The sequence below is a fragment of the Blautia hansenii genome (assembly GCF_013304445.1).
Classification (GTDB): Bacteria; Bacillota; Clostridia; order Lachnospirales; family Lachnospiraceae; genus Blautia.
Window position 1 is genome coordinate 1 of sequence record NZ_JAAITA010000031.1, and the last position, 22163, is coordinate 22163.

A 22163-nucleotide genomic window follows, 5' to 3' on the forward strand; every position below is an offset into this window, starting at 1 on the left:
TTGGCACTTTGGGCAGACATATTCATTTTTGAATTACAGTTTGCGGAAACTCAAGCCATATACATATCGGCTAAACGTCCGCGACTTGGTACAATTATGAAGAATCACATTTAGAGCAGTTCAAGTTTTATTCAGAGCTGCTCTTTTTGTCTGCTCAAAATATGATACTTCACTAAAGAATTATACAACACAATAACAGAAAATAACAGTCATAAAAACGGAAAATTTGACATAAAAAAAGCAGGTTTTATGCGACCTGTGAGTACTTTTTTCGATATTCAACTGTCAAACTCCCGGGAAGAAAAGATTCTGCTTTCACTAAATGAAGTCAGCAAACTGCTTAATATCTCGTATGGCAAAGCCAGGGACTTTACATTTGAACAGAATATGCAGGTCCGTATTGGGAGAAGAACTTTGGTGCATAAAGCAAAATTAGAAAAATGGATTAATGATCAGGTTAAATAAAAAAATGGATGCGGATATATTCGGTTTTATCTTGAATAATATCCACAAATTTGATAAGATGTTAACCGAATATGATAAGTATCCTTGTTTCTCGGAAACATACGCAGGAATAAGGAGGTTATGATATGGGAAAAAACTTAAAAGGAAAAAGTATAGGACGTGGTATCTGTCAACGTAAAGATGGTCTTTATCAGGCAAAAGTTTACATGAAAGGGAGTCCAAAACCTACTTACCTTTATGATTCCAATTTAAACAATCTCAGGGCAAAAAAAAAGCATTTGGAATTCATGAAAACCAAAAATCTTTCTACTATACAGTCAATGATAATACTGAATGAGTGGTTTGACCAGTGGATGGAAACAGTCTGTGCAGTAAAATTAAAAAATACAACAATCCGAAATTATTATGATAACTACAACAGGATAAAAGGCTCTATAGGACATATCAAACTACTTGATCTGAATCAAATCAGTGTTCAAGATGCAGTGAATGATTTAGCAAAAAAATACAAGAAAAGCACTATAAAAAGTACATTGAATGTGCTTTCTTCCTGTTTAGAATATGCTGTCAATAATTTTGCAATCACACATAATCCATGCAGAGGCGTTATTATAGATGATTATTTAAAAGACTTTATGCCAAAAGAAATGGAAGAAGATCGGCAATATATCGATAAGAAACTTTTGGATTTGTTTTTTGACGTTGCGAAAAACTCTCGCTCCGAGAGATATTTTTATATACTTTTGCACACTGGACTTCGTGCTGGAGAATTATGTGCATTACAATGGAAAGATATTGACTTTGAAAAACGGGAACTTCGTATTTACAAAACAATTAATCGAACAAAATGTTATTTTGATGGATATGGAAAAAAATTAGAGCATGCTGTTACGAGCATTCAGATTACGACACCTAAAAAAGAAGCAAGCAATCGGGCTGTTCCAATGACAGACGGCGTGGCAGAGGCATTCCGGATTTTAAAGGAACAACAATCCCAAGATAAAGAAAATAATGAAAACTGGGGTAATTCAAATGCGTTTTTAAAAGAATATCCGGATTTAGCCATGACGACCAAAAAAGGAAATTGTTTTTTGCCTAATTATTTAGAAAAGGAATGCAGGCGTTTGGTCGCCATCTTAAACAAAAGGCAAAAACAAATTGCAGAAGATAACGGTGAATCCTTTATTCCAATTGAAATTCACCCACATATGTTCCGGCATACATTCGTAACGAATTGCTATCAGCAAAAGTTGGATTCCAGAATATTGCTTGATATCACCGGGCATCGAAATCAGAAAATGACAGACCATTATACACATCCGGAAAAAGAATTTATACACCGTGAGTTTGAAAAATATGAACATTCTGTACAGGAATATATATGAGTGATTATTCATCGAAAATACATATTATTCATATGCTAAAATATTAGCAAACATCTGTATATGAAAAAGGGTGTAAAAAGGGTGTAGTAAACCAAAAATGAAACGTCCAAAAATGCTTGAAACAAAGGAAAATCAATGGGTTTAACAATTAAAGATATAAATATTGGTGCATTATCACCGATGATGCAGCATTATGTAAAGACAAAAGAAGAGTACAGCGACTGTATTTTATTTTACCGTTTAGGTGATTTTTATGAAATGTTCTTTGAGGACGCACAGACAGTTTCAAAGGAACTGGAGCTGACTTTAACAGGAAAAGACTGTGGTATGGCAGAAAGGGCGCCCATGTGCGGTGTCCCTTTTCACGCCGCAGAGGTTTACATCAACCGTCTGATTAGCAAGGGGTACAAAGTGGCTGTCTGCGAACAGGTAGAAGACCCCAAACAGGCCAAAGGTATTGTAAAAAGAGAAGTTATCCGCGTAGTGACACCGGGAACTACCTTAAACACCCAGGCGCTGGACGAAACAAAGAACAATTATATTATGTCTGTGGTATATCTTTCCAACCGCTTTGGCATTGCCATTGCTGATGTTACCACAGGCGATTTTATGGTGACGGAAGTGGAAAATATCCGCAAGCTGCTGGACGAAATCTACAAATTTTCTCCTGCTGAACTTTTATGCAACGAGGCATTCTGCATGTGCGGCGCCGATATGGACGAACTGAGAAACCGTCTGCACATTTCCGTATCCACACTGGAAAACTGGTATTTTGATGACGAGCTGTGCGCCCGCACTTTAAAGGAGCATTTTCATGTGGGAACTCTGGAAGGGCTGGGTCTGAAGGATTATGCCTGCGCCGTGATTGCGGCAGGGGCGCTTTTTTCCTATTTGCTGGAGACTCAGAAAACTTCACTGGAACACATGCGGGCTATTACCCCCTACATTACCGATAAGTATATGCTCATTGACAGTTCCACCAGACGTAATCTGGAACTGACAGAAACCATGCGGGAAAAAGGCAAGAGGGGTTCTCTTCTCTGGGTTCTGGACAAGACAAAAACTGCCATGGGGGCCCGTATGCTCCGAACCTTTTTGGAACAGCCTCTGATTGATAAGGACGAAATCAACGGACGGCTGGATGCCGTCGAAGAAATCAACCGGCATGAAATGGATCGGGAAGAACTGCGGGAATATCTGAATCCCGTGTATGACATGGAACGATTAGTCAGCCGTGTCAGCTACCAGTCCGCCAATCCCAGAGATATGATTTCATTTAAAACCTCCGTTGGCATGATTCCCCATATCAAAAAGCTGTTAGAACCTTTTACTTGCGGGGAATTAAAAAAAGTTTATGAAGAAATGGATGATTTGAAGGATTTGTACGACCTTCTGGATATTTCCATTGTGGAAGACCCGCCTCTGGCTATGAAAGAGGGCGGTATTATTAAAGAAGGATATCAGGAACAGATTGACCATTTCCGTGAGGCCAAAACCAAAGGAAAAACCTGGCTGGCGGAATTGGAAGCTTCCGAAAAAGAGAAGACCGGAATCCGCACCTTAAAAGTAAAATACAACAAAGTGTTCGGCTATTATCTGGAAGTTACCAATTCTTTTAAAGATATGGTGCCGGATTATTATACCAGAAAACAGACGCTGACCAACGCGGAACGATATATTACCCCTCGTTTGAAAGAACTGGAGGATATGATTTTAGGCGCAGAAGACAAGCTGTATGCTCTGGAATACGACGAATTTGTGAAAGTCCGCAATCAGGTAGCAGCTCAGGTAGAACGGATTCAACGGACAGCCAAGGCCATTGCCCGGCTGGACACCTATCTTTCTCTTGCCCTTGTGGCCTCCCGCAATCAGTTTGTGCGGCCGAAAATCAACACAAAAGGGGTCATTGACATCAAAAACGGACGGCATCCAGTTGTGGAAAAAATGATTTCCAATGATATGTTTATTCCCAATGACACTTATCTGGACAATGGCAAAAACCGGATTTCTGTCATTACCGGCCCGAATATGGCTGGAAAATCCACCTATATGCGGCAGTCTGCCCTGATTGTACTTATGGCGCAGATTGGCTCCTTTGTCCCGGCAGATAAGGCAAATATCGGGATTGTAGACCGGATTTTCACTCGTGTTGGAGCTTCCGATGATTTAGCCAGCGGTCAGAGTACCTTTATGGTAGAGATGACGGAGGTCGCTAATATTCTCAGAAACGCCACCTCCAAGAGTCTTCTGATTCTGGACGAAATCGGCAGAGGAACCAGTACCTTCGACGGCCTGTCCATTGCCTGGGCAGTGATTGAGCATATCAGCAATACAAGGCTTTTAGGCGCCAAAACCCTGTTTGCCACCCATTATCACGAACTCACCGAACTGGAAGGCAAACTGGCGGGAGTGAACAATTACTGCATTGCCGTGAAAGAACGGGGAGATGATATTGTCTTTCTACGGAAAATTGTAAAAGGCGGAGCAGACAAAAGCTATGGTATCCAGGTAGCCAAGCTGGCCGGAGTTCCCGACACGGTTATTGACCGGGCAAAGGAGCTGGTGGAGGAACTGGTCAGCGCAGATATTACGGCTACGGTAAAAAATATTGCCTCAGAAAACAGAAAACCAAAGACGAAGCCGGCGGTACACTATGATGAAGTGGATATGGAGCAGATTTCCCTTTTCGACACCGTAAAAGACGACGATGTTCTGGAAGAATTAAAATCCATCCAGGTGGACGAACTGCGGCCCGTAGACGCTCTCAACATTCTATACCGGCTTCAGAACAAGCTGAAGAACAGATGGTGATAAAAAGTGAGAAAAATTGCGGTCTTAGACCAGAATACGATTGATAAAATTGCGGCAGGGGAAGTGGTAGAGCGCCCTGCCTCTGTGGTAAAGGAACTGGTAGAAAATGCTGTGGATGCAGGAGCTACTGCCATTACTGTAGAAATAAAGGAAGGCGGGATTTCCTTTATCCGCGTAACAGACAACGGCGGAGGCATTGAAAAAGAGCAGGTGCCTCTGGCCTTTCTGCGTCATGCCACCAGCAAAATTGAAAAGGTAGAGGATTTGCTGCAGATTTCTTCTCTGGGCTTTCGCGGAGAGGCACTGTCCAGTATTTCTGCGGTCTCCCAGATGGAAGTCATTACCAAAACCCCGGAAGCCCTGACGGGTGTGCACTATGTCATTGAGGGCGGAAGAGAAAAGGCACTGGAAGAAGTGGGGGCGCCAAACGGCACCACCATGCTGGTGCGAAACCTGTTTTTCAATACTCCGGCCCGAGGAAAATTCTTAAAAACCGCCATGACAGAGACGGGATACGTCAGCGGTTACATGGAACAGCTTGCCCTGTCCCATCAGGATATTTCTTTTAAATACATGGTAAACGGTCAGACCAAGCTGCATACCTCCGGCAATTCCAATCTAAAAGATGTGATTTACGGCATTTACGGCAGAGACATTACCAGAGAACTGGTGCCGGTTGCTTTTGAAAAACCCGGTATTTCGATTGAGGGTTTTATCGGGAAACCCGTGATTGCCCGGGGAAACCGGAATTTTGAAAATTATTACATCAACGGCAGATATGTAAAGAGCAAAATTTTGATGAAAGCCATTGAAGAGGCCTACAAGCCCTATATGATGCAGCATAAATATCCTTTTGTGTGCCTGCACTATGACATAGAAGGAGAGGAGATTGACGTCAATGTCCATCCCACGAAAATGGAAGTGCGCTTCCAGAATCAGGGGGCCGTCTACAATGCCACTTATGATATGATTACCGCCGCTTTGTCCCACCGGGAAATGATACCGGAGGTGGAACTGGAAAAGCGAACCGAACCGAAACAAGAAAAAACAGCTCCGCCGGAGCCTTTTGAAACCGGATATAAACAGCAGGCAAAGAAATGGGAGAGCAGCATAAAAGAAGCAAAGACCCCTTACGTGGCAGCCGATTTAAAGCCAGCCATCCAAAAGCCTTCCATACCGGTTCCTTCTGTGCCTCAAACAGGACTTCAACCGGCCATGGCAGAGCCGGCACGGAAAGCAGCCACGGTAAAAAGCGAACTGCCAGGCAGTGTACGTCCCCAGACAGAAGTACACACACCCACGGTTTCTGAAAAACCATCTGTTTCTCCCGAAAAGCCTGTCCAGATGGAGCTTTTTGACGACCGGCTTTTATCCAAAAAAGCACGGCTTCACCACCGGATTATTGGGCAGCTTTTTGAAACTTACTGGCTGGTGGAATATGACAATAAATTTTATATCATTGACCAGCATGCAGCTCATGAAAAAGTTTTATACGAGCGTTTCATGAAAGAATTTGCCAACCGGGAAATTGTAACGCAGATGGTTTCGCCGCCCCAGGTGATTTCTCTGAATCTCCAGGAAGACCTGCTTTTGAAAACCCACATGGAACTTTTTAAAAGATTCGGTTTTGAAATCTCGGAATTCGGCGGCAGAGAATACAGTATCCACGGCGTACCCGCCAATCTTTACGGCATTTCCGTCCAAAATTTCTTTGTAGAACTTCTGGACAGCCTGGAAAACGAAAATGCCAGGCAGCCGCTGGATATTCTCACCGGACGCATTGCAACCGCTGCATGCAAAGCTGCGGTAAAGGGAAACAACACCCTGTCTGTGCAGGAAGCAGACAAACTCATTGACGAACTTTTAGGACTGGACAATCCATATCACTGTCCTCATGGAAGACCCACCATTATCTCCATGACCAAATACGAACTGGAAAAGAAATTCAAACGGATTGTGTAGGTGAATATTTTGAAAAAACCTTTGATTGTACTGACAGGTCCCACGGCCGTGGGAAAGACCAGGCTTTCCATCGCCCTTGCAAAGGCCGTGGACGGTGAAATTATCTCTGCGGACTCCATGCAGGTGTACAAATATATGGACATTGGCTCTGCAAAGATTACAAAAGAAGAGATGGAAGGCGTCCCCCACTACCTCATTGATGTGCTGGACCCAAAAGAAGAGTTTCATGTAGTCCGTTTTCAGGAAATGGCAAAAAAGGCCATGGCAAAAATCTATGCCAAGGGAAAAATCCCTATTCTGACAGGCGGCACGGGCTTCTATATCCAAGCCGTGGTAAAAGACATTGATTTTTCTGAAAACACGGAAAAATCCACGGTGCGGGAAAAACTGGAAAAACTGGCCGAAGAAAAGGGCAGCGAATTTCTCCATGCCAGATTACAGGAAGCAGACCCGGCTTCTGCCCAGAAAATTCATGCCAACAACGTAAAGCGTGTTATCCGCGCTTTGGAATACTATGAACTGACCGGAGAGCGCATCTCTGAGCACAACCTTCGGGAGGCAGAAAAAGAGTCGCCCTATAACACGGCATACTTTGTGTTGAACGATGTGCGGGAACGGCTTTACAAACGCATTGACAGCCGGGTAGACGAAATGTTAAAGCAAGGGCTGGTAGAAGAAGTCCGAAAGCTGGCAGACATGGGATACACCAAAGATATGGTTTCCATGCAGGGCCTTGGCTATAAGGAAATCCTGTCTTATTTTGACCACACCTGTTCCCTGGATGAGGCGGTCTATATTTTGAAACGAGACACCCGGCACTTTGCCAAGCGGCAAATTACCTGGTTTAAGCGTGAAAAGGATGTTATCTGGATAAACAAAAATGAATTCGCATACAAGGAAGAAGACATCCTGAATGATATATTGGAAAACTGTGAGAAAAGAGGAATCATACCATGCAGGAAATGAATGAAATGTACCAGCAGCTTGGTATCAGCCAGGCGGTACTGAATTTTGGAAATAAAATAGAGGCAGGTTTAAAAGAGCGTTTCACTGCCATTGATGAAAATGCAGAATACAACCAGTTAAAGGTGCTGCATGCCATGCAGAAAAATAAAGTCAGCGAAGCCTGCCTGTATTCGTCCACCGGATATGGCTATAACGATATTGGGCGAGATACCTTAGAAGAGGTCTATGCCAGCGCCTTCCACACCGAAGCAGCTCTGGTGCGTCCCCTTTTAGCCTGCGGCACCCATGCCCTGGCTGTGGCTCTGGCAGGAAATCTCCGTCCCGGAGACGAACTCCTTTCCCCTGTGGGAAAACCTTACGATACCCTGGAGGAGGTTATCGGTATCCGTCCCTCCAAAGGCTCTCTGGCTGAATACGGCGTGACTTACCGTCAGGTAGAACTTTTAGAAGACGGCAGTTTTGACTACGAAGGCATCCGAAATGCCATTACAGAAAAGACAAAAATGGTGGAAATTCAGCGTTCCAAGGGCTATCTTACCCGCCCCACTTTTTCTGTCAGCCAGATTGGGGATTTGATTGCCTTTATCAAGGGTATTAAGCCGGACATCATTTGTATGGTAGACAACTGCTATGGAGAATTTGTGGAAAAAATTGAGCCAAGTGACGTAGGCGCAGACTTAATCGTGGGCTCTCTGATAAAAAATCCCGGCGGCGGTCTTGCGCCTATCGGCGGTTACATTGCAGGAAAGAAAGAATACGTGGACAATGCGGCTTACCGCCTGACCTGTCCGGGACTCGGAAAGGAAGTGGGCGCCACTTTAGGGGTAAATCCTGCCTTCTATCAGGGCTTTTTCCTGGCTCCCACTGTAACAGCAGGGGCTTTAAAAGGCGCAATTTTCGCAGCCAACATCTACGAAAAACTGGGATTTTCGGTAACCCCAAACGGCACGGAAAGCCGTCACGATATCATTCAGGCCGTAACCTTCGGCACACCGGAGGGCGTGGTAGAATTCTGCAAGGGCATTCAGGCCGCTGCACCTGTGGACAGTTATGTAGAGCCGGAGCCATGGGCTATGCCGGGTTATGACAGCGATGTAATTATGGCTGCCGGCGCTTTTGTGCAGGGTTCTTCCATTGAACTTTCTGCAGACGGCCCCATTAAGCCGCCGTACACGGTATATTTCCAGGGCGGCCTCACCTGGTATCACGCAAAGCTGGGTATCCTTATGTCTCTGCAGAAGCTGGCAGACAAAAATCTGGTGACTCTTCCGGAAGAATAGGAGCAATATGGAAAAAAAACAAATCTGTGTCATAGGCGGAGGCGCTGCAGGCATGATGGCTGCTATTATGGCCGCCCGGGCAGGAGCCGCTGTCACACTTTTAGAGCACAATGAGAAAACAGGACGAAAACTTCTGGCCACCGGAAACGGCCGCTGCAATCTGACCAACCGTTACCAGAGCAGGGAATGCTATCACAGCCAGAAGCCTGAAACTGCATGGGGAATTTTACAGCAGTTTTCTCTGACAGACACCCTGGAGTTCTTCTCAGAAATCGGCGTTTCCGTAAAAGAAAAAAACGGTTATTTTTATCCTGCCTCCATGCAGGCCTCCAGCGTACAAGAGCTTCTGGAAATGGAAGCCCGGTATCGTAAGGTAAAAATCAAATGCCGGGAGAACGTAAAGGAAATCCGCCCGGAACAGACTGCCTCCTGCAAGCCCTCATTTCTGGTGCGTACCGAAACCTGGCAGTATAAGGCGGACGCTGTGATTCTGTCCTGCGGCTCCCGTGCTTCTCAAATAGAAGGGGCGGATGGCAGCGGCTATACCCTGGCCAAATCCCTTGGACTTTCTGTAGAGAAACCTCTGCCGGCTCTGGTTCCCCTTATGGGAAAAGAAAAATATTTTTCCAAATGGGCAGGCACCCGTATCGAGGGACGAATTTCTCTTGTGGCCGAAAAAAAAGTGCTGAACACGCAGGAAGGCGAACTGCAGCTTACGGATTACGGTATTTCCGGTATTCCGGTCTTTCAGTGCAGCGGTCTGGCTGCCAGACTGCTGGATAAGGGCATTGAGGTTACGGCTGTACTGGATTTTCTCCCTTCCTGTAATCTGGCAGAAACAGAGCAGCTTTTAAAAAGCCGCAGAAAGCAGTGCCCGTATAAGTCCACAGCGGCCCTGCTCACAGGGCTTTTCCCCAAAAAGCTCTGCGACGTGCTGATGGAGAACAAACCGGAAATCCCCGCTCTTGCGGCAAGGATAAAAGAATTTCCTATAAAAATAAAGAAAACCAAACCTTTTAAAAACGCCCAGGTCTGTACCGGAGGAGTTTCTCTTACGGAAGTCCATCCGCACACTCTGGAGAGCCGGAAAGTGCCGGGACTGTATCTGGCCGGAGAACTGCTGGACACAGACGGTATCTGCGGCGGCTATAATCTTCAGTGGGCATGGACCACCGGCGCCCTTGCAGGAAAGGAGGCAGCCAAATGCTGAATATCTGTCAGATAAAACTTCCCGTTACCCATACGCAGGAAGAACTGGAAAAGAAAATACTCTCTGTTCTGCGAATTTCCAGAGAAGAACTGCTTTCCTGGAACATTGCCAGACAATCTCTGGACGCCAGGAAAAAGCCGGAACTTTTCTTTGTCTATACTGTGGAGGTGTCCGTAAAAAAAGAAGCCAAAGTGCTGAAAAAAGTCCGTTCCAAAAACGTCAGTCTGTTGACTCCTAAGAAATTCACTTATCTTCGCATCAAGGAAGAAACCAACAGCCGCCCCGTCATCGTAGGAAGCGGCCCCGCCGGGCTGTTCTGTGCCTACTATCTGGTGAAAGCAGGCTTAAAACCCCTGGTTCTAGAGCGGGGAGAAGACGCAGATAACCGTCTGCGGACTGTGGAAGATTTCTGGAAGACCGGCCGGTTAAATCCGGAATCCAATGTGCAGTTCGGAGAGGGCGGGGCAGGAACTTTTTCCGACGGAAAGCTGAACACGCTGGTAAAAGATCCCATAGGCCGGAACCGGGAGGTCCTGAAAATTTTCGTAGAGGCCGGAGGGCCAAAGGAAATTCTCTACCAGCAGAAGCCTCATCTGGGCACTGACGCTCTGATAAATATCGTAAAAAATATCCGTCATTTTATTGAACAGGCCGGCGGGGAAATCCGCTTTTCCTCTAAAATGACAGATTTGCATATAGAAAACGGCAGAATTGCTTCTGTTACAGTAAACCATACCCAAAAGATTCCCACCAATACCCTGGTACTGGCTGTGGGACACAGCGCCAGAGATACGTTTGCCCTTTTGAAAGAAAAGGGGATACACATGGAGCCAAAATCTTTCGCTGTAGGCCTGCGGGCAGAGCACCCGCAAAGTCTGATTAACCAGTATCAGTACGGACAGGAACAGGCAGCGCAGCTTGGGGCAGCCAGCTATAAACTGACCCACAGGGGAACCAATGGAAGAGGGGTATACAGCTTTTGTATGTGCCCCGGCGGTTATGTAGTCAACGCTTCCTCCGAAGAGGGACGACTTGCAGTAAACGGTATGAGTTACCAGGACCGCGGCTCAAAAAATGCCAACAGTGCCCTGATTGTAACCGTAACTCCGGAAGATTTCTCGGGGGATGACGTGCTTTCCGGAATGGAATTTCAGCGGCGATTAGAAGAGAAAGCATACGAATTGGGACAGGGCAAAATTCCGGTGCAAAAATACGGTGACTTCTGTCAAAATCAGACCTCTGACAACTTCGGAGAAGTCACCCCCTGTATGAAGGGCGGATATGCTTTTGCCAATCTGAGAGATTTGATGCCGGAATTTTTAAATGAAGCCCTTATGGAAGGCATACAGGCATTTGAACAGATTATCCCTGGATTTTCCCGTGCCGATATGGTGCTTTCCGGTATCGAAAGCAGAACCTCCTCCCCGGTGCGTATTTGCAGAGATGAACATTTTCACAGCTCCGTATCCGGCCTTTATCCCTGTGGAGAGGGTGCCGGATACGCCGGAGGAATCACCTCGGCAGCCATGGACGGATTGAAAATCGGTGAGGCAATTATGAAAAATCTCATAAATTTTTCGTAAGGCATATACATCGTTTTTAATCTGTGCTACAATGAATCTGCGAAAACCCTATGCGAAAAAATATGCCAAAGAAATCGCAATATAGAGTATGGCAGAATTTAAAAACATGAAACAGATACCAAAGGACGAGCGCCCGTACGAAAAATGTGTCCGGCTGGGCGCCCAGTCCCTTACTGATGCAGAGCTTCTTGCCGTCCTTTTAAGAACCGGTACGGTAGGCAGCCCTTCTGTGCATATGGCGGAAGAAATTCTCAGTCTTTCCAAAGACAGAAAGGGGCTTCTGGGACTTCACACTTTAAGCCTTGCACAATTAAAATCCGTAAAAGGTATCGGAACAGTAAAAGCAATACAGATAAAATGCATCGGAGAGCTTTCCAAACGCATTGCTCAGACAACAGCCAGGAAAGGGCTTCAGTTTACCCAGCCCGGAACCATTGCGGATTATTACATGGAGCGGCTGCGCCACAAGGAACAGGAGGAGCTTATCTGTATGATGCTGGACACTAAAAATCATTTGCTGGGGGAGGAAATGATTTTCAAAGGAACTGTGAACGGTTCTTTCGTCAGCCCAAGAGAGATATTCCTGACCGCCATGTCTTATCATGCCGTGGGAATTCTTCTTGTACATAACCATCCCAGCGGAGACCCTACTCCCAGTCAGGCTGATTTGGACGTTACACAGCGTATTGCAGAAGCAGGAGAACTCCTTGGAATTCCGCTTCTGGACCACATTATTATTGGGGACTGCAAATATCTGAGTTTTCGCCAGCAGGGGATTTTTTAAATGTTAAAAAGTTAAAGGGGACAAGTTTACATGCCATTGCATAAAACGTTTGGAGTAGACCTGGGAACCAGTACGGTGAAAATCTATTCACAGGACCAGGATACTATTTTAACGGAGAAAAACATGATAGCCATTCGCAACCAGAAGCAGATTCTGGCAGTCGGAAATGAGGCATATGGGATTTTTGAAAAGAATCCGTCTAATGTATCTGTAATTTCGCCCATGGCTTATGGAAAAATTGCAGATGTCAATCACACAGAGATGGTTTTACAGGCTTTACTGGATAAGATAAATGCCGGCAGTGTCTTCAGCAACAGTTTATATCTGGCAGTTCCTTCGGATTTGTCGGAAATTGAACAGCGGGCCTATTACACCATTGGAAATTCCAACCGAAAGAACAAAATATATATGGTCAACAAAACCATCGCCGATGCGGTGGCCCTTGGGATTCCCATTAATCATACAAAAGGAAGCATGATTGTCAATATCGGGGCACAAAGTACGGAAATCTCTGTCATTGAACAGGGAAGAGTGGTTTTGAGCAAAATTGTGGAAATCGGGGGCAAACAGCTGAACGAAGCCATTGTCAACGAGGTTCGCAAACAGCACAACCTCTATATCGGAAACCGGACCGCCAGAAGACTGAAGTTCTCTCTGGCCTATTTAAAAGAAGATATCCGGGAGGCCAGAAAAATTGTGGGGATCGACAGTTTAAGCGGTCTGCCCCGGGAAGGGATTGTGCCCTCTGATATGATATACGAAACAATTTTAGGCCCTATTCGGTCTATCTGCGAAGAAATTCAGTTTTTCCTGGAAAGAACACCTCCGCAGATGTATCAGAATATTCAGGACCAGGGAATCTTTCTGGCGGGAGGATGTGCCAGAATCCCTGATATGGACTGGTTCTTGAGCCAGGCCACCGGGCAAAAAGTACGATTATCGGGATATTATGAACTTTGCACCATATATGGGCTGAAAGAAATTATTGGAAACCGCACCCTTTGGAAATGGGTCAGGTAGCCGGAAAGAAAAGCTGAGGTTTTGAGAATGAAGAAAAAGCATAATTGGACGATTAAAAGCAAGCATGTGCTTGCGGCCATGGTTCTGGGCTGTGTCGGTCTGATGATTTTCGCCGCTGCTGCGAAATTTCCCATTGAACCGGTGAGAAATACAGCGGGGTATATCATTGTACCATTCCAGAAAGGCATCAATAAAGTGGGCGCTGTTCTTGACGATGCCACCGCAGGCTTTCAGAATAAGCAGGCGCTTGTAAAAGAAAATAAAAAACTTCAGGAAAAAGTCGATGAACTGACTGCAGAAAACAGCCGCCTGACCCAGGGGCTTACAGAATTGGAACGCCTGCAGGAATTATACAAGCTGGATCAGGATTACAGTCAGTACGATAAGGTGGCAGCTAATGTTATCTCTAAAGATACAGGCAACTGGTTTAACAGCTTTACCATCAACAAGGGTACGGATGACGGCATCCAGAAGGACTGCAACGTCATCGCCGGCAGCGGACTGGTAGGCATTGTCACGGAAGTGGGCAAAAACTGGGCTACGGTCCGTTCTATTATTGACGACACCAGCAATGTCAGTGCCATGACCATGAGCACTTCTGACCGCTGTATTGTGGCGGGAGATTTGCGTCTGATTGACGAAGGCAAGCTGCAGTTTATCCACTTAAAAGACGAAGATGACAAAATCCAGGAGGGCGAAAAGATTGTCACCTCCGATGTCAGCGATAAATTCCTGAAAGGAATTCTCATCGGTTATGTCAGCGAAATAAAAGAGGACCCCAACAATCTGACAAAGACAGGAACTCTGACACCGGCTGTAGATTTTGAACATTTAAGCGAGGTACTGGTAATCAAAGAACTGAAACAGCAGAAAGGGGATTCCTGATGCGGATAAAGAGAAGAGCCGTACAAGGCCTGGTGATTCTGGTGTGCTTTATTCTCCAGAGCACCGTATTTCAAAGTCTTTCCATTGGCTCTATTGTGCCGAATCTCCTGTTGATTGTCACAGTATCCTTTGGATTTATGCGTGGAAAGCTTTCGGGACTTTGGACCGGACTTTTCTGCGGACTTTTAAAAGATGTTTTCTATGGAAATCTACTGGGCTTTTATGCCCTGATTTATCTGTGTATTGGATATGTGGCAGGATGCTGCTGCAAAATTTTCTACGATGAGGAAATCCGTGTCCCCTTGTTTCTGGTGGCGGCAGGAGATATCCTCTACGGAATTCTGGTATATGGAATGCAGTTTCTCATGCGGGGAAGACTGCAGATTTTTTACTATTTCGGACGCATTATGATTCCCGAAATGATTTATACTGTGTTAGTTACTGTCATTCTTTACAAACTTTTGTTCAAACTGAACAGGAAGCTAAGCGAACTGGAAATGAAAGAGAGAGATTCCATTTGGTTAAGAAAATAAAAAAATTCATCAAAAAAATCGGACTGAAAAGAACAACCGTTGTTATTCTCGTATTCTGCGCCATGTTTGCAGTGCTGATTCAGCGGCTTTTTTCCCTGCAGATTCTTCATGGAGAGGAATACGCGGAAAATTTCAATCTGAGTATCACAAAAGAACGAACTTTAAAAGGAACCCGCGGCAATATTCTGGACAGAAACGGCAAGCCTCTGGCTTACAACCAACTGTCTTATTCCGTCATTTTAGAGGACAACGGAACTTATGACTCCACCAGAGAGAAAAATCTGACCTTGAACTATGTGGCCTATGAACTCTTAAACATTCTGAAGTCCCACAATGAGAGTACAGATATTACTTTTCACATTGTATTGGACGAAGATGGAAAATATGCCTTTGATGCCACAGGTTTTACCTTGAACCGTTTCAAAGCAGACGTATACGGAAAAGCGAAGATTGAAGATTTGAAAAAGAAACAGCTCAATGCCACTGCTGATGAAATCATGGAGTATCTGGCAGGAGAGGAGCGTTTCGGACTGGTAAACAAGGAAAAACCTTATACAAAAAAAGAACTGGAGTCCTATGGGCTGCCGGAAAGCTTTACGCCGGAGGAAACGTTAGAGCTGGTAAAAATACGCTATATTTTATCCACCAACAGCTTTAAAAAATATGTGCCCGTTACCATTGCCACCAATGTCAGTGAAGAGACTGTGGCGGAAATTATGGAGCGCAAGGACAAACTGCAGGGCGTGGATATTACAGAGGATTCTATCCGTGTCTACGACGAGGCAGAAAGTTTTGCCTCCATTATCGGCTATACAGGAAAAGCCGACTCAGAAGAACTGGAAAGCCTCCGCGACCAGGGCTATGATTATTCCACCGACGCTGTGGTAGGTAAAGCCGGCATAGAAAAGGAAATGGAAACCAAACTGCAGGGAAAAGACGGCTCAGAAACTGTCTTTGTGGATACTATGGGAAAAGTTCTGAAAATTGAAAGCGATTCCAGAAAAGAGCCGGAGTCCGGCAATGATGTGTACCTGACTCTGGACAAGGATTTGCAGCGTATCACCTACGATATCCTGGAACAGAAAATTGCCGGAATTTTAGTAGCCAACATTATCAACGCCAAGGAATTTAAAGTAGAAGACGGCATGGATACGGCAGCTATTAAAACGCCTATTTATGATGTATACAATGCCCTGATAAACAATAGTGTTCTGGACATCTCACATTTCAAAGAGGACGATGCCACAGAACTGGAAAAAGAAGTATACGAACGATTTCAGCAAAAGCAGTCTGAGGTTTTTGCCCAGGTAAAAGAAGAGCTGACCAAGGAAAATCCCGCGGCTTATAAAGACTTGTCCGAAGAAATGCAGGAATACCAGAGCTACATTGTGAATGATTTCCTTATGAATAAAAAGGGTATTTTATCCAAAGATTCTATTGATTCCTCTGATTCCGTCTACAAAGCCTGGACCAAGGAAGAATCTATCAGTTTAAAGGAATTTCTGACTTATGCAGCTGGAAAGAATTGGATTGATATTTCCCAATTTTCCTCTGAGGACGAATACCTGGATTCCAATGAGGTATATACCGCACTGGCTGATTATCTGACCGAATCCCTGGCTGATGATGAGGGATTTTCCAAAATCCTGTATAAATATATGCTGCATGAAGACACCATCTCCGGTGCCCAGCTTTGTATGCTCTTGTACGACCAGAATGTTCTGGAAAAAGATGATGCCACATATCAGGCTTTAAAATCCGGTTCTATGAGAGCCTATGATTTTATGATAAACAAAATCCGTAATCTGGAAATCACACCGGCCCAGCTGGCTTTGGACCCCTGCTCCGGTTCCGTGGTTATTACAGATGTCAACACAGGCGAAACTCTGGCCTGTGTGACCTATCCTGGATATGACAACAACCGGCTTGCCAACAACATGGACACCGAATATTTTGCCAAGCTGTCCCAGGATTTATCCGGTCCTTTCTATAACAAGGCCACCCAGCAGCTCACAGCTCCAGGTTCTACCTTTAAAGTAGTTACTGTTGTGGCTGGTATGGAAGAGGGAATTGTAAATGACAGTTACGGTGCTGTCTGTACCGGCCAGTTCGATAAAGTTGCCAATGCACCCTGGTGCTGGCTGCATTCCGGTCATGGTTATATGAACGCGGTTTCCGGTATCACCAATTCCTGTAACGTATTTATGAACCAGGTAGCTTATGATTTGGGTACAGATGCGGACGGAAAATATTCCGACTCTCTGGGTGTGGAAAAACTGATGAAATACGCCAATTTATTCCGTCTGAACGAAAAGTCAGGTCTGGAAATTACGGAAGTATCACCGAAAATGTCTACTTCCGATGCGCTGAGAACTTCTATCGGACAGAGCGATTTGTCTGTTACGACTTCTCAGCTCGCCAGATATGTGACTACTATTGCGAGCCGGGGCACCAGCTATCAGCTGTCCCTTCTTGATAAAGTAACTGACTCCAAAGGAGAAATAATCGAAGATTACACTCCGGAAGTCAAAGGAGACATGGACGTTGCAGACCATACCTGGACTACTGTACAGAAAGGTATGAGAGGAGTTGCGAAAAATAACGCTTCTTTAAGCTCTCTCAGTGTTTCTGTTGCCGGCAAGACAGGTACTGCACAGGAAGATTTAACCCGGCCCTCCCATGCACTCTTTATGGGATTCGCACCTTATGAGAATCCGGAAGTGGGCATTGCCGTCCGCATTGGAAACGGTTATGCTTCCAGCAATGCGGTTGACGTAGCAAAAGATATCCTCCGTTATAAGTACAACCTTGCAGATGAATCTGAAATTGTCACCGGTACAGCATCTTCTGCTGACACGACAACAACACGAAACGATTAAGCTGTCAATTTGCAAAGTACACAGGAAGCAGCAAAAAGAAAATATCAGGAGGATTTGGTATGAGTGAAATTATTGTAGTGACGTCCGGAAAAGGAGGCGTAGGCAAGACCACGGTAACAGCCAATATCGGCCTTGGTCTTGCCAGACTGAACAAAAAAGTAGTTGTAGTGGATACAGACATCGGACTTCGCAACCTGGATGTAGTGCTGGGACTGGAAAACCGCATTGTCTACAACCTCATTGATGTCATTGAAGGAAACTGCAGGATGAAACAGGCGCTGATCAGAGACAAGCAGTGCGATACCCTGTTTCTTCTGCCTTCTGCACAGACAAAGGATAAGACAGCTATTACACCGGAACAGATGGTAAAGCTTACTGAGGATTTGTCCGAAGAATTTGACTATATTATTCTGGACTGCCCCGCAGGTATTGAACAGGGCTTTAAAAATGCCATTGCCGGCGCAGGCCGGGCTATTGTGGTCACTACTCCGGAGGTTTCTGCTATCCGGGACGCAGACCGTATCATCGGGCTTTTGCAGGCCAATGAAATGCCGCAGATTCAGCTTGTCATCAACCGTCTCAGACCGGATATGATTCAGCGGGGTGAAATGATGTCCATAGAAGATGTGACAGAAATTCTTGCCGTAGACCTTCTCGGTGCAATTCCTGATGATGAGGCCGTAGTCATTGCCACCAACCAGGGAGAGCCTCTCTGCGGAAAAGACTCCCTGTCCGGCAGAGCTTTTGAAAATATTTGCCGCAGAATTTCCGGCGAAGAAGTTCCTTTCCTGGAATTTCAGAAAAAACAAGGCGTCTTTCGGCGTCTTTCAGGCATTTTCAGAAAATAATAAAGGAGGACATGGAATTGTTAAGATTTCCTGGCAGACGTTCCGGTCTTATCGCAAAAGACCGTTTAAAGCTGCTTTTGACTTCCGAGCGGCTGGACTGTACTCCACAAATGATGACAATGCTGCAAAACGATATGATTCGGGCTGTAAATAAGTATTTTGCCGTAAGAGAACAGAACGTGGAAATCCGTTACCGGAAAGAAACTGCTACTTTTATGGCAAAAATCCCCTTACAGACCGATATTGAACATTCCTCTCCAGGAATATCCCTCTGGAGATAACAACTGAGATTAGGAAAAAAGGTGTTTTCATGATTAGACAATATAAACTAAAGGACTACAATTTCAGACTGGTGCTTGTGCTGATAGTGCTCACCTCTATTGGCGTACTTCTGGTAGGAAGCGCGGACCCCTCTCTTCAGAAAAAACAGTTTGCAGGTATGATTCTGGGACTGATTGTAATGGTGGTGGTATCGCTGATGGATTACAGTTGGATTTTAAATTTCAACTGGATTATGTACGGCGGAAACCTGTTCCTTCTGCTTCTGGTTATTCTGCTGGGAACCGATGCCAATGGCGCTACCCGCTGGATTAGCATTGGCGGCTTTCAGTTTCAGCCTACCGAGCTTTCCAAGATTATTATTATCCTTTTCTTTGCTAAGTACTTTATGGACCACGAGGAGGATATTAATACCTTGAGAACGCTGGTCAAATCAGCGGTACTGATTGCTGTGCCTCTTGCCATGATTCTGCAACAGCCAGACTTGAAAAATACCATAACTATTGCTATAATTTTCTGTATACTGCTTTATATTGCAGGATTAAGCTATAAAATTATAGGAGGCGCACTGCTGATTGTCATTCCTCTTGCTGTTGTATTTCTCTTTATCGTTGTCCAACCGGACCAGAAGCTGATAAAATCCTATCAGAGAAACCGTATTATGGCCTTTTTAAACTCTGAAGACGATGAGTATTCCGATGCTGTAAACCAGCAGGAAAATTCCGTCATGGCCATCGGTTCCGGTCAGCTTACGGGAAAAGGTCTGAACAACAATGAAGTGGCATCTGCAAACAAGGGAAATTTCGTATCTGAAAACCAGACAGACTTTATTTTCTCTGTTGCCGGAGAAGAACTGGGATTCATCGGGTGCGTGGCAATTTTACTGCTGTTGCTGCTGATTATTTTTGAATGTATCAGAACAAGTCTGCGGGCAAAAGATACTGCCGGAAAGATTATATGCTGCGGGGTAGCATCCATTGTGGCTGTCCAGGGCTTCATCAATGTGGCCGTTGTCACAAAGATTATGCCCAACACCGGAACGCCGCTGCCTTTTGTCAGCTACGGTCTGACTTCCATGGTCAGCCTTTATATCGGAATGGGACTTGTGCTGAATGTGGGCTTACAGCGATACAGAACTTACAGGGAGGTAGAAAAATCATGAACATCGGATTAATTGCACACAATTCAAAGAAAAAATTAATGCAGAATTTCTGCATTGCCTACAGAAATATTTTATCAAAGAACAACCTTTATGCCACCGGAACCACCGGAAGACTTATTGAAGAAGCTTCCAATCTGACCGTACACAAGTTTCTGGCAGGACATCTGGGCGGAGAACAGCAGCTTGGAGCCATGATTGAGCAAAATGACATGGATTTGGTGATTTATTTAAGAGAACCTCTGGAGCCGCAGAAGCATGACCCTGACGTAAAACGTATTTTCATGCTCTGCGACACCCACAACATTCCCATGGCAACCAACCTGGCCACTGCGGAAATGATGATTCGTTCTTTGGGCAGAGGAGAGCTGGACTGGCGTGAGATGTATCGATAAACTTTTCAAAAAACCCCAAAAAAGAACAGGAAGATTTAAAAAGCGTCATCAGCAGAAGGTGAGAAAAACCTTATTTTTGCTTCTCCTTCTAATAATTTTTTTGCTGCTGGGACTGCTTGCCATTATCCTTATTGGAAAAAACAGACAGTTAAAAGAAATCCTTCCGTATGACCGAAGCCAGCGTGTTTTCGGAACCACAGCAGGAGAGGATTATCCCGTAGCTGATGGGCTGTCCCAGAATCTTTGCGTAGGAGAGGCGGAAACTTCCCTGGAGGGTGTAGAAGCCAAAGAAGGGGAACGGGCCGGACTTTTTGATATCCATGGCAGAAAAATTTCCTTTTCAACCGGACTCTATGAAAGAGTATCTCCAGGTACGGTGACACAGCTTATGACTGCACTGGTGGCCTTTGAAAAGCTGAATCCCGACGATACGGTCACCATTTCCCAGGAGGATATGGTATACGGTCAGAACCGAAATACCTGCGGACTGTCTGCAGACAATCAAATCACCGTCAAGCAGCTTTTAAATGCCGTTTTAGTATCTTCGGCACAAGACGCTTGTCTGGCCCTTGCACGAAGCGCAGGAGGCAGCGCAGATGCCTTTGTGGACTTGATGAACCAGAAAGCCCAGGACCTTGGCATGACCAACACCAACTTCGTAAATGCAACCGGTGTTTCGGACGAAAATCAGTATACCACGGTTTACGATATCTATTTGCTTTTAAATGAACTTTTAAAATATCCGGACCTTACCAATGCCATGGGGCTGTCGGAATTTATCCTGAATTACAGCCAGGCTGACGGTACTGCCAAACAGCAGTGGCTTAGCTGTGACAATCTCTATGCCACAGGCCGAATCACTGTTCCCAGAGGCGTAACCGTATTAGGAGGAAAATTTTTCTCTTCTGATACGGAAAGATATACCGCTTTGCTGGTGCAGAACAATTATGGAAATGCTTTTGCAGCTATTGTTTTCCAGTCAGAAAGCGAAACGGAAATGAACAACCGTATCTGCCAGATGCTGGAAAAGATTAATTCTTAATTTTTGCTATAAATTTTGAATTTACCATTGTATTTTTGAACGATATGCACTATAATTAATTTAACAATAACCACGGTTTTAGTAAAATTACATATTACGTGCGGCTAAGGAGGAAATTGCGATGGTTCAGTTAATTGTAGGAGAAAAGGGTAAAGGAAAAACAAAGGTACTTCTGGATAAAGTAAATACAGAGGTCAAAGAAGCAAACGGAACACTGGTATATCTGGATAAAAGCAGAAAGCACATGTATGAATTAAATAATAAGGTACGTTTAATTGATATGTCTGACTACGATATTCAAAATAGCAGTGAATTTCTGGGATTTCTCTCCGGTGTAGTTTCTCAGGACAATGACCTGGAAAGAATGTATCTCGACAGTTTCATTAAAATTTCACGGGTAACAGATGAAGCATTTGCAGATGTGATGGCACGCCTGAAGGATATGGGTGAAAAATACAACGTATCTTTTGTATTAAGCGTTTCCAAAGACGAAAAGGAACTTCCCGAAAGCGTCAAAGAGATGATTCTGGTTTCCATTTAATCGGATTTCCTACGTTACAGCAAGTATGAAAGAGCTGTCGTTTTAAGCAGAATAAGAGGCTTAAAGCGGCAGCTCTTCTTTTTGTGTCAGCAATGAAATAAACCACCTGCTATGCGGGTGGTGGGAGAAATCTTTA

The 22163-nt window shown here is 44.9% G+C and carries 18 protein-coding genes; all 18 read left to right on the forward strand.

Features of this window, described 5'->3' with window-relative positions:
* The first annotated feature begins 590 nt into the window (after positions 1-590).
* The 18 genes from G5A70_RS14385 to G5A70_RS14470 all read left to right on the forward strand — a co-directional run bounded on the left by G5A70_RS14385 (position 591) and on the right by G5A70_RS14470 (position 22027).
* On the forward strand, positions 591-1850 hold the full coding sequence (locus G5A70_RS14385) for a site-specific integrase (protein WP_173750165.1): 1260 nt from the start codon (positions 591-593) through the stop codon (positions 1848-1850).
* A gap of 135 nt (positions 1851-1985) precedes the next feature.
* Positions 1986-4661 (forward strand): DNA mismatch repair protein MutS, encoded by a 2676-nt coding sequence (gene mutS, locus G5A70_RS14390; protein WP_173750166.1) that lies wholly within the window; start codon positions 1986-1988, stop codon positions 4659-4661.
* Positions 4662-4667: 6 nt separating this feature from the next.
* Positions 4668-6623: a DNA mismatch repair endonuclease MutL gene (mutL, locus tag G5A70_RS14395; protein ID WP_173750167.1), complete on the forward strand. Its 1956-nt coding sequence runs from the start codon at positions 4668-4670 to the stop codon at positions 6621-6623.
* 9 nt (positions 6624-6632) lie between these two features.
* Complete coding sequence (miaA, locus tag G5A70_RS14400) at positions 6633-7589, forward strand: tRNA (adenosine(37)-N6)-dimethylallyltransferase MiaA (protein WP_173750168.1); 957 nt, start codon at positions 6633-6635, stop codon at positions 7587-7589.
* Entirely contained in the window at positions 7577-8869 is a 1293-nt protein-coding gene (locus tag G5A70_RS14405; protein ID WP_173750169.1) for an aminotransferase class I/II-fold pyridoxal phosphate-dependent enzyme, read from the forward strand. The genes miaA and G5A70_RS14405 overlap by 13 nt, the downstream gene beginning before the upstream one ends.
* Positions 8870-8876: 7 nt before the next feature.
* Entirely contained in the window at positions 8877-10079 is a 1203-nt protein-coding gene (locus G5A70_RS14410) for an aminoacetone oxidase family FAD-binding enzyme (protein ID WP_173750170.1), read from the forward strand.
* Positions 10073-11662, forward strand: coding sequence for an NAD(P)/FAD-dependent oxidoreductase (locus G5A70_RS14415; protein WP_173750171.1), 1590 nt, complete (start codon positions 10073-10075; stop codon positions 11660-11662). Before G5A70_RS14410 ends, G5A70_RS14415 begins: the two co-directional genes overlap by 7 nt.
* Positions 11663-11750: 88 nt before the next feature.
* Entirely contained in the window at positions 11751-12446 is a 696-nt protein-coding gene (gene radC / locus G5A70_RS14420) for a RadC family protein (protein WP_173750172.1), read from the forward strand.
* Positions 12447-12476: 30 nt separating this feature from the next.
* On the forward strand, positions 12477-13466 hold the full coding sequence (locus G5A70_RS14425; protein WP_173750173.1) for a rod shape-determining protein: 990 nt from the start codon (positions 12477-12479) through the stop codon (positions 13464-13466).
* A 27-nt stretch (positions 13467-13493) separates the two neighbouring features.
* Complete coding sequence (mreC, locus tag G5A70_RS14430; protein WP_173750174.1) at positions 13494-14351, forward strand: rod shape-determining protein MreC; 858 nt, start codon at positions 13494-13496, stop codon at positions 14349-14351.
* A complete protein-coding gene (gene mreD, locus G5A70_RS14435) occupies positions 14351-14884 on the forward strand; it encodes a rod shape-determining protein MreD (protein WP_173750175.1) in 534 nt (177 codons plus the stop codon). The genes mreC and mreD overlap by 1 nt, the downstream gene beginning before the upstream one ends.
* Positions 14869-17763 carry a penicillin-binding transpeptidase domain-containing protein gene (locus G5A70_RS14440; RefSeq protein WP_173750176.1) on the forward strand — a complete coding sequence of 965 codons (2895 nt, stop codon included), beginning with the start codon at positions 14869-14871 and terminating at the stop codon, positions 17761-17763. Before mreD ends, G5A70_RS14440 begins: the two co-directional genes overlap by 16 nt.
* 59 nt (positions 17764-17822) lie before the next feature.
* Positions 17823-18611: a septum site-determining protein MinD gene (minD, locus tag G5A70_RS14445; RefSeq protein WP_173750177.1), complete on the forward strand. Its 789-nt coding sequence runs from the start codon at positions 17823-17825 to the stop codon at positions 18609-18611.
* 11 nt (positions 18612-18622) lie between these two features.
* Positions 18623-18892, forward strand: coding sequence for a cell division topological specificity factor MinE (gene minE / locus G5A70_RS14450; RefSeq protein WP_226853736.1), 270 nt, complete (start codon positions 18623-18625; stop codon positions 18890-18892).
* Between the two features lie 29 nt (positions 18893-18921).
* On the forward strand, positions 18922-20052 hold the full coding sequence (locus G5A70_RS14455) for an FtsW/RodA/SpoVE family cell cycle protein (protein ID WP_173750179.1): 1131 nt from the start codon (positions 18922-18924) through the stop codon (positions 20050-20052).
* Positions 20049-20444, forward strand: coding sequence for a methylglyoxal synthase (locus tag G5A70_RS14460; protein WP_111919756.1), 396 nt, complete (start codon positions 20049-20051; stop codon positions 20442-20444). The genes G5A70_RS14455 and G5A70_RS14460 overlap by 4 nt, the downstream gene beginning before the upstream one ends.
* On the forward strand, positions 20428-21486 hold the full coding sequence (locus tag G5A70_RS14465) for a D-alanyl-D-alanine carboxypeptidase family protein (protein ID WP_226853738.1): 1059 nt from the start codon (positions 20428-20430) through the stop codon (positions 21484-21486). The genes G5A70_RS14460 and G5A70_RS14465 overlap by 17 nt, the downstream gene beginning before the upstream one ends.
* A gap of 121 nt (positions 21487-21607) precedes the next feature.
* Positions 21608-22027 carry a twitching motility protein PilT gene (locus G5A70_RS14470; RefSeq protein WP_173750180.1) on the forward strand — a complete coding sequence of 140 codons (420 nt, stop codon included), beginning with the start codon at positions 21608-21610 and terminating at the stop codon, positions 22025-22027.
* Positions 22028-22163: the final 136 nt, after the last annotated feature.

Excerpts from the sequence above, each read along its gene's own strand:
- radC (WP_173750172.1), top strand. The coding sequence starts at position 11,751 with ATGGCAGAATTTAAAAACATGAAACAGATACCAAAGGACGAGCGCCCG.
- G5A70_RS14425 (WP_173750173.1), top strand. The coding sequence starts at position 12,477 with ATGCCATTGCATAAAACGTTTGGAGTAGACCTGGGAACCAGTACGGTG.
- mutS (WP_173750166.1), top strand. The coding sequence starts at position 1,986 with ATGGGTTTAACAATTAAAGATATAAATATTGGTGCATTATCACCGATG.
- mreC (WP_173750174.1), top strand. The coding sequence starts at position 13,494 with ATGAAGAAAAAGCATAATTGGACGATTAAAAGCAAGCATGTGCTTGCG.
- G5A70_RS14455 (WP_173750179.1), top strand. The coding sequence starts at position 18,922 with ATGATTAGACAATATAAACTAAAGGACTACAATTTCAGACTGGTGCTT.
- G5A70_RS14460 (WP_111919756.1), top strand. The coding sequence starts at position 20,049 with ATGAACATCGGATTAATTGCACACAATTCAAAGAAAAAATTAATGCAG.
- G5A70_RS14405 (WP_173750169.1), top strand. The coding sequence starts at position 7,577 with ATGCAGGAAATGAATGAAATGTACCAGCAGCTTGGTATCAGCCAGGCG.
- minE (WP_226853736.1), top strand. The coding sequence starts at position 18,623 with ATGGAATTGTTAAGATTTCCTGGCAGACGTTCCGGTCTTATCGCAAAA.
- mreD (WP_173750175.1), top strand. The coding sequence starts at position 14,351 with ATGCGGATAAAGAGAAGAGCCGTACAAGGCCTGGTGATTCTGGTGTGC.
- G5A70_RS14385 (WP_173750165.1), top strand. The coding sequence starts at position 591 with ATGGGAAAAAACTTAAAAGGAAAAAGTATAGGACGTGGTATCTGTCAA.
- G5A70_RS14415 (WP_173750171.1), top strand. The coding sequence starts at position 10,073 with ATGCTGAATATCTGTCAGATAAAACTTCCCGTTACCCATACGCAGGAA.
- G5A70_RS14470 (WP_173750180.1), top strand. The coding sequence starts at position 21,608 with ATGGTTCAGTTAATTGTAGGAGAAAAGGGTAAAGGAAAAACAAAGGTA.
- minD (WP_173750177.1), top strand. The coding sequence starts at position 17,823 with ATGAGTGAAATTATTGTAGTGACGTCCGGAAAAGGAGGCGTAGGCAAG.
- G5A70_RS14410 (WP_173750170.1), top strand. The coding sequence starts at position 8,877 with ATGGAAAAAAAACAAATCTGTGTCATAGGCGGAGGCGCTGCAGGCATG.